The sequence below is a fragment of the Actinocorallia lasiicapitis genome (genome assembly GCF_054778695.1).
Window position 1 is genome coordinate 1 of the sequence record NZ_BAAGZI010000284.1, and the last position, 7,913, is coordinate 7,913.

The window sequence follows — 7,913 nt, forward strand, 5'->3', positions numbered from 1 at the left end:
GGGCGGGTTCGGGCGCGGGCGCCGGAGCGGCCGCAGGGGCCGCCGCAGGAGCCGGGGCCTCACCCGCCTCGGAGATGATCGCAAGCTGCGCGCCGACCTCGACGGTCTCGTCCTCGGCGACGGTGATGCTGGTCAGCACACCCGCGGCCGGCGAAGGGATCTCGGTGTCGACCTTGTCGGTCGACACTTCGAGGAGCGGCTCGTCGACCTCGACGGTCTCGCCCTCCTTCTTCAGCCAACGGGTGACGGTGCCCTCGGTAACGCTCTCACCGAGCTGGGGCATGGTTACGGAGACCGGCATGGTTCTCAGCGACTCCTTGTAGATCGGCTGGATTCAGCCATGGGTGTGCAAGGGCTTGCCGGCGAGGGCGAGTGCTGCTTCGCCGACCGCCTCGGACTGGGTGGGGTGCGCGTGGATGAGCTGCGCGACCTCGGAGGGGAGGGCCTCCCAGTTGTACAGAAGCTGGCCTTCGGTGACCAGTTCGCCGATCCGTGCGCCCACCATGTGCACGCCGAGGATCGGGCCGTCCTTCTGAGCGATCATCTTGACTTCGCCCTGCGTGCCCAGGATCTTGCTCTTGGGGTTGCCGGCCAGGTCGTAGGTGACCTCGGTGATCTCGAACCCGAGCTCCTTGGCCTTGGCGGACGTGATGCCCACCGAGGCGACCTCGGGGTTGGAGTAGGTGATGCGCGGGACGCCGTCGTAGTCGATCGGGGTCGGGTTGAGCCCGGCGATCTTCTCGGCGACCAGGATGCCCTCGGCGAAGCCGACGTGCGCGAGCTGGAGGGTCGGGATGAGGTCGCCGACCGCGTAGACGCCGGGGACGGTCGTCTGGCAGTACTCGTTGACGATCACATAGCCGCGGTCGACCTGGACGCCGATCTCCTCGAAGCCGAGGCCCTGCGAGACGGGCCCGCGGCCGACGGCGACGAGCAGCAGTTCCGCGTCGATGGTCTTGCCGTTGGCCAGCGACACCGAGATCCCGGTGTCGGTGGTCTTGACGCTCTCGAAGAACACGCCGAGCTCGAACTTGATGCCGCGCTTGCGGAAGGCCCGCTCGAGGCGCTTGGAGGAGGATTCCTCCTCCAGCGGCAGCAGGTGCGGGAGCCCTTCGACGATGGTCACCTCGGCGCCGAAGGAGCGCCAGACCGACGCGAACTCGACGCCGATGACGCCGCCGCCGAGGATCACCACGGAGGCGGGGACGCGGTCCATGTCGAGCGCGTGGTCGGAGGAGATGACCCGGTCGCCGTCGATCTCGAGGCCGGGCAGCGACTTGGGCACGGAGCCGGTCGCGAGCACGATGTTGGCGGTCTCGTAGACGTCCTCGCCGACCTGGACGGCGTTGGGGGAGATCACTCGGCCGTAGCCCTCGATGATCTCGATGCCGTGGGACTTGATCAGGCCGGTGAGTCCCTTGACCGTCGTGTTGACGATCTTGTTCTTGTAGGCGAGGACGGCGGGGCCGTCGATGCCGTCGAAGGTCGCCTTGACGCCGAGCGACGCGGCTTCCTTCGTCTCGTCCGCGACCTCGGCGGCGTGCAGCAGCGCCTTGGTCGGGACGCACCCGCGGTTGAGGCAGGTCCCGCCGACCTGGGGGTCCTTCTCAATCAGAGCGACGCGCTTGCCCAACTCGGCGGCGCGGATGGCGCAGGCGTATCCGCCGCTTCCGCCACCGAGCACGACGATGTCGTACGGGCCCTTGTTCGCCACTGGAGCTCCTTTAGCTGATCTACGCTGATCTATCCCACGCCTGCACAGAGAAATGCCAGGTAGGACAATCTTTTCACTTGTACTGACGAGTAGGTCCGTGGATCGGGATGACGACGGTCACAGCCGCCCGGCGGCGACGTCCTCGGCGATCTGGACCAGGGTGCGGGTGGCGGCGCCGGTGCCGCCCTTGGGGGTGTAGCCGTACGGTTCGCCCTTGTGGAAGGACGGGCCCGCGATGTCCAGGTGGGCCCAGCGCACGCCGTCCGGCACGAACTCCTTGAGGAAGACGCCCGCGGTCAACATGCCGCCCCACCGGTCGCCGCTGATGTTGGCGATGTCGGCGACGGGGGAGTCGAGGCCCTTGCGCAGCTCCTCGGGGAGCGGCATCCCCCAGGACGCCTCGCCCGCGCGGTCGGCGGCGGCGACGACGCCTTCGCGGACCTCGTCGGAGTTGGCCATGATCCCGGTGGTGCGGGTGCCGAGCGCGACGAGCTGGGCGCCGGTCAGGGTCGCGACGTCCACGAGCAGGTCGGGACGGTCCTCGGCGGAGCGCACGAGGGCGTCGGCCATGACGAGGCGGCCTTCGGCGTCGGTGTTGAGCACCTCGACGGTCTTGCCGCCGTAGATCGTGATCACGTCGGACGGCCGCTGGGCGGTGCCCGACGGCATGTTCTCGGCGATGGTCAGGTAGCCGATCACGTTGACCTTGGGCTTGAGCGCGGCGATCGACTGGAGCGAGCCCAGGACCGCGGCCGCGCCGCCCATGTCGGACTTCATCCAGTCCATGGCGTCGGCGGGCTTGAGGGACAGGCCGCCGGTGTCGAAGGTGATGCCCTTGCCGACGAAGACGACGGTCTTGGTGGCCTGCGGGTGGCTGTAGGCGAGCCGGACCAGCCGCGGCGGGTTCACCGAACCCTGCCCGACGCCGACGATGCCGCCGTAGCCGCCGTCCACGAGGGCCTTCTCGTCCAGCACTTCGATCTGCAGCCCGGACTCGGCGGCGACCCGCTCGGCGACGTCGGCGAGGTCTTCGGGGATGAGGTGCGACGGCGGGGTGTTGACCAGGTCGCGGACCAGGGCGATCGAACCGGCCAGGGTCTCGGCCCGCTCGACGGCCGCGGTGGCGTCGGCGGAGGTCACCAGCACGAGGTCGGCGACGAGTTCGGTCTGCTCGCCGGTCCGGTAGCGGGTGAAGGAGTAGTTGCCCAGCAGCGCGCCGGTGGCCACGTCCCCGGCGGCCTCGGTGGTGGCGGCGGGCAGCGCGACGGCGACCTTCGCCTTCCCGGCCAGCGAGCGCACGGCGGCTCCGGCCGCGCGGCGCAGCCCTTCGGCGTCGGGGTTCTCACCGAGGCCCACCGCGACCACGGTCGGGGCGGTGATCGCTCCGAGGGTCGGCAGTTTGACCACTTCGCCGGGCTTGCCGGTCGCTCCGACGGCCTTGAGCGCCTCGAGAAGCCGCCCGTCCATCGCCGCGTCGACACTTTCGGCCCCTACCGCGAGCCCGGGCCCCGGGACGGTGCCGATGACCACGGCGTCAACGTCAAGCGAGGCGGGGTCGTTCTGGGTGATGCTCAGATTCGTCGTCACGCCTCTCGACTCTAGTCGCACCCACGAGGTGTTTTTCCCTATTCCGATCAAGCCTTGCCCCGATCGGTCCCGAGTAGACCATCTGGGGCATTCCCCGCAATTTCCCCAGGCGGGGCCCGCGCGTCCGGCTCGGTCAAGGATTGGCCATGGGGCGGGCGAGGAGTGGTGGGGGCGGGGGGATGGGTGGTCTTGGGGGGTATGCGGTCGATGATCGGCTGAATCGGGCTGGTCGCCGTACGGGGAGGTGTCGTGGGCGTTTCGAAGATGGGGAAGGTCGCGGTGGCGGCAGGGGCGTCGGTCGCCCTGGCGTTCGGCGCGGTCGCTTGCGGGAGCGCGAAGGAGTCGGGGGACTCGTCCGGGGGGTCGACGGGGTCGGCCACCGAAGGGTTCAAGATCGGGCTGCTGCTGCCCGAGACCAAGACGGCCAGGTACGAGAAGTTCGACCGGCCGTACATCACCGAGAACATCAAGTCGCTGTGCCCGAACTGCACGGTCGACTACGTCAACGCCAACCAGGACCCGAGCCTCCAGCAGCAGCAGGTGGACTCGATGCTGACCAACGGCGCCAAGGTCCTGATCCTGGACGCCGTCGACGCCAAGGCCATCGCCGCGTCGGTCAACAAGGCGAAGAACCAGGGCGTCAAGGTCGTGGCCTACGACCGGCTCGCGCAGGGCCCGATCGACGCCTACACCTCGTTCGACAACGTCGAGGTCGGCAAGAAGCAGGGCCAGGCGCTGCTCGACGCGCTGAAGGCCGGCGGCGACGCCAAGCGCGGCCCGATCGTCATGATCAACGGTTCGCCGACCGACCCGAACGCCGCCGACTTCAAGAAGGGCGCGCACAGCGTCCTCGACGGCCAGGTCACCATCGGCAAGGAGTACGACACTCCCGACTGGAGCCCGGACAAGGCCGCGGTCGAGGCGCAGGGCGCGATCACCGCGCTGGGCGCCAAGAAGGTGATCGGCTTCTACTCGGCCAACGACGGCATGGCGGGCGGTATCGCCAAGTCGATGTCGAACGCGGGCGTCGCCAAGGGCACCCCGCTGACGGGCCAGGACGCCGAGCTCGCCGGCATCCAGCGGATCCTGCTCGGCACCCAGACCATGACGATCTACAAGCCGATCAAGCCGGAGGCCCAGGCCGCCGCGCAGATGGCCGTCGACCTCGGCTCCGGCAAGGCGGCGACCGGCAACCAGACCGTCAGCAACGTGCCCGCGCAGGTCATCGCGCCGCAGGTCGTGACCAAGTCGAACATCAAGGACACCGTCGTCAAGGACGGGTTCTGGACGGTCCAGGAGATCTGCACGGCGCAGGTCGCCGCCGCCTGCAAGGCCGCCGGCATCAGCTGACGGCCGGGGTTTTCACGGGGGGAGGTCGGCATGGCCGAGCAACCGGTCCTCGCGATGCGGGGAATCAGCAAGCGGTTCGGCGCCGTCCAGGTGCTGACCGATGTGGACCTGGAGGTGTACGCAGGCGAGGTCGTGGCGCTCGTCGGCGACAACGGCGCGGGCAAGTCGACGCTGATCAAGGTGATCGCGGGGGTCGGCCCCGCCGACAGCGGCGAGATCAAGTGGGAGGGGCGGCCGGTCACGATCAACAGCCCGGCCGCCGCCCAGCAGCTTGGCGTCGCGACCGTCTACCAGGACCTCGCGCTCTGCGACAACCTGGACGTGGTGGCCAACCTGTTCCTCGGACGGGAGCTGCGCCGCTTCTCGATCCTGGACGAGATCGCGATGGAGGCCAGGGCGACGGAGCTGCTCCACACGCTCTCCATCAAGATCCCGAGCGTGCGGATCCCGGTGGCGGCCCTGTCGGGCGGCCAGCGGCAGACCGTCGCGATCTCCCGGTCGCTGCTCGGCGACCCGAAGATCGTGATCCTGGACGAGCCGACGGCCGCCCTGGGCGTCGAGCAGACCGCGCAGGTCCTGGACCTGGTGGAGCGGCTGCGCGACCGGGGCCTCGGCGTGATCCTGATCAGCCACAACATGGTCGACGTGCGGGCCGTCGCCGACAAGGTCGCGGTGCTGCGGCTCGGCCACAACAACGGCTTCTTCACGACGGCCGAGACCACGCAGGAGCAGATCATCTCGGCGATCACGGGCGCGACCGACAACGCGGTGACGCGCCGCCAGGCCAGAGGGGAGAAGCGATGAGCACCGCGCCGGAGCAGCCGCCTCCCGCGGAGCCCGACAACCGGACGGCCGAGGCGGCGCAGGTCGACCCGCGGCTGGCGGTCAGCCAGGAGGGGCTGAAGGGCTATCTCCACGAGTTCACCCGGAAGGTCAAGGGCGGTGAGCTGGGCTCGCTGCCCGTGGTCATCGGGCTGATCGTCATCTGGGTGATCTTCCAGAGCCTGAACAGCAACTTCCTGTCGGCGCAGAACCTGTCGAACCTCAGCATCGACATCGTCGCCACCGGCATGATCTCCGTCGGCATCGTGTTCGTGCTGCTGCTCGGCGAGATCGACCTGGCGGCCGGCTCGGTCGCGGGCGTCGGCTCGGCCGTGCTGGCGGTGCTGAACGTCAACAACGGGTGGAACCCGATCGCGGCGATCGTCGCGGCAGTGCTGGTGGGGACCCTGCTGGGCTCCGTCCACGGCTTCTTCTTCGCCAAGGTCGGGGTGCCGTCGTTCGTGGTCACCCTGGCGGGAATGCTCGCCTGGAACGGCCTCCAGCTCCAGATCCTGGGGCCGAACGGCACGATCAACCTGGACAACAACGGGCTGGTCTCCAAGCTGACCAGCTCCTACTTCGGCCAGCTCGCCGCCGCCTACGGGCTCGCGGCCGTCGCCACGGTGGGGTTCTTCCTGATCTCCTATGTCGGCAACGCGCGGCGCAAGGCCGTCGGGGTGCCGGGCCGGACCCTCACGGACCTGCTGATCCGCACCGCGGGCCTCGGGATCGTCGCGTTCGGCGCGGCCTTCGTGCTCAACCAGTACAAGGGCCTGCCGGTCGCGCTGCTGATCTTCCTGATCGTGGTGGTGGCCAGCGACTTCGTCCTGCGCCGCACCACCTACGGGCGGAGCGTGTTCGCGCTCGGCGGCAACATCGAGGCGGCGCGCAGGGCCGGTATCAACGTCCCGTGGATCCGGATCTCGGTCTTCATGATCTCGGGCGGGATGGCGGCGGTCGGCGGTGTGTTCTTCGCGTCGCGGATCTCCTCGGCGAGCCAGTCGACCGGCCAGGGCACCGTGCTGATGATGGCGATCGCCGCGGCCGTCATCGGCGGCACCAGCCTGTTCGGCGGGCGCGGCTCGACCTTCTCGGCGATCCTCGGCACCCTGGTGATCCAGTCGATCGCGTCCGGGATGGCGCTGCAGGGCGTCGGCAACTCGGTGCAGTTCATCGTGACCGGCGCGGTGCTGCTCGCCGCGGTCGTCATCGACTCGGTGAGCCGGCGCAGCCAGAAGGCGGCGGGCCGCGCCTGACGGCTCCCGCTACCCGAGGACGGCGATGACCAGCGTGACGGTCATCGCCGTCTCGGCGAGACAGCCCAGGACGTCGCCGGTGATCCCGTCGAATCTGCGGACCAGGTGGCGGCGGAACAGCTCGCACGCCAGGACGGCGACGGCCGGGGCGAGGGTCACCAGCAGGACGGTCTCGGCGTCGCGGGTCCACAGCAGGGTGACCAGCGCGGTGCCGGCTAGCAGCCCCGCGCTGAGGATCGCGGCGGTCGCCACCGGGACGGTCTGCGCGACGTTCGCGCCCAGCCCGTCGGCCCGCGCCGCCCGGTTGCCCGGCGTGCACGCCCAGACGATCGCCAGCCGCGCCGTCGCCGCCGCCACCACGAGCACCAGGAGCTGGTGCCGGGACGAGGCCAGCGCCGCCGTCTGGATCAGCACGGTGAGCACGAGGGCGACGACCCCGAACGGCCCGATGTCGGACCGTTTCATTATGGCGTGGGCCTCTTCGGGCGGTTTGCGGCTGCCCAGCCCGTCCGCGACGTCGGCGAGCCCGTCCAGATGCAGGGCCCTGGTCAGCACCGCGCCCAGCCCGATGGAGAGCGCGGCGGCCAGCAGCCAGCTCGCGCCCGCCCACCGCAGCCCGGTCCCGAACAGCCCCTGGCAGAGCCCGATGACGGCTCCGACGGCCGGAGCCCACACCATGGCCGCGCCGAAGGTGCGCCGATCGGCCTCGGCGAAGCGGACGGGGAACACGCTGAGCAGCCCGAAGGAGAGCCGCAACCCGGCGGGGATCTTCACGGTCCGAGGGTAACGGGCGAATCGCCCTTATCGTCCGGTCATCAGGGCAGTGCGAGCACCCGTCCCGCGACGACCAGCGCGACCTCCTCGGACTCGGCGGCCAGCCGCTGGTTGAGGGTCCCCAGCAGATCGCGGAACAGCCGTCCGGCCGGATGGTCGGGCACCAGCGACAGCCCCACCTCGTCCGTGACGGCCACGACGCAGGCCGGGGTCTGCCGCCAGGCGTCCACCAGCTCGGCGAAGTGCGGCAGGACGGCCGCAGGGTCCTCCCAGGCCGTGGTCCGATCCATGACGGCCGCCAGCCACGTGCCCAGCCCGTCGACGAGCACGGCGCCCCGCGCCTCCCGCAGTGCCCCCGCCAGCTCCGCCGTCTCGACCGTGCGCCACCACGACGGCCGCCGCACCCGGTG

General features: G+C 70.1%; 8 protein-coding genes. 3 read left to right on the forward strand and 5 right to left on the reverse strand.

Annotated elements, in window-relative coordinates; translation table 11 throughout:
• From ACYVE7_RS24760 to ACYVE7_RS24770, 3 genes are all read right to left on the reverse strand, one after another.
• A partial coding sequence (locus ACYVE7_RS24760) for a biotin/lipoyl-containing protein (RefSeq protein ID WP_460367667.1) occupies positions 1 to 301 on the reverse strand: 301 nt, incomplete at its 3' end.
• Positions 302 to 334: 33 nt separating this feature from the next.
• On the reverse strand, positions 335 to 1,714 hold the full coding sequence (lpdA, locus tag ACYVE7_RS24765; RefSeq protein WP_460367669.1) for a dihydrolipoyl dehydrogenase: 1,380 nt from the start codon (positions 1,712 to 1,714) through the stop codon (positions 335 to 337).
• Between the two features lie 117 nt (positions 1,715 to 1,831).
• Positions 1,832 to 3,301 carry a leucyl aminopeptidase gene (locus tag ACYVE7_RS24770; protein ID WP_460367671.1) on the reverse strand — a complete coding sequence of 490 codons (1,470 nt, stop codon included), beginning with the start codon at positions 3,299 to 3,301 and terminating at the stop codon, positions 1,832 to 1,834.
• Positions 3,302 to 3,565: 264 nt separating this feature from the next.
• On the opposite strand from ACYVE7_RS24770, the gene ACYVE7_RS24775 reads away from it, so the two are divergent.
• The 3 genes from ACYVE7_RS24775 to ACYVE7_RS24785 are packed head-to-tail and all read left to right on the forward strand — an operon-like array spanning position 3,566 to position 6,729.
• Complete coding sequence (locus tag ACYVE7_RS24775; protein WP_460367678.1) at positions 3,566 to 4,651, forward strand: sugar ABC transporter substrate-binding protein; 1,086 nt, start codon at positions 3,566 to 3,568, stop codon at positions 4,649 to 4,651.
• Positions 4,652 to 4,681: 30 nt separating this feature from the next.
• The gene (locus tag ACYVE7_RS24780) at positions 4,682 to 5,455 is read left to right on the forward strand and encodes an ATP-binding cassette domain-containing protein (RefSeq protein ID WP_460367672.1); all 774 of its coding nucleotides are present in this window, start codon (positions 4,682 to 4,684) and stop codon (positions 5,453 to 5,455) included.
• Complete coding sequence (locus tag ACYVE7_RS24785; RefSeq protein ID WP_460367675.1) at positions 5,452 to 6,729, forward strand: sugar ABC transporter permease; 1,278 nt, start codon at positions 5,452 to 5,454, stop codon at positions 6,727 to 6,729. The genes ACYVE7_RS24780 and ACYVE7_RS24785 overlap by 4 nt, the downstream gene beginning before the upstream one ends.
• A gap of 9 nt (positions 6,730 to 6,738) precedes the next feature.
• Here the strand turns inward: ACYVE7_RS24785 and ACYVE7_RS24790 are convergent, their stop codons facing one another.
• Complete coding sequence (locus ACYVE7_RS24790; RefSeq protein WP_460367676.1) at positions 6,739 to 7,503, reverse strand: adenosylcobinamide-GDP ribazoletransferase; 765 nt, start codon at positions 7,501 to 7,503, stop codon at positions 6,739 to 6,741.
• 41 nt (positions 7,504 to 7,544) lie between these two features.
• Positions 7,545 to 7,913: bifunctional adenosylcobinamide kinase/adenosylcobinamide-phosphate guanylyltransferase (locus ACYVE7_RS24795; protein WP_460367677.1), on the reverse strand; the 369-nt coding region annotated here is incomplete at its 5' end.

Bases quoted from the DNA above. Each gene is read 5' to 3' on its own strand.
- ACYVE7_RS24785 (WP_460367675.1), top strand. From the start codon at position 5,452: ATGAGCACCGCGCCGGAGCAGCCGCCTCCCGCGGAGCCCGACAACCGG.
- ACYVE7_RS24775 (WP_460367678.1), top strand. From the start codon at position 3,566: ATGGGGAAGGTCGCGGTGGCGGCAGGGGCGTCGGTCGCCCTGGCGTTC.
- ACYVE7_RS24780 (WP_460367672.1), top strand. From the start codon at position 4,682: ATGGCCGAGCAACCGGTCCTCGCGATGCGGGGAATCAGCAAGCGGTTC.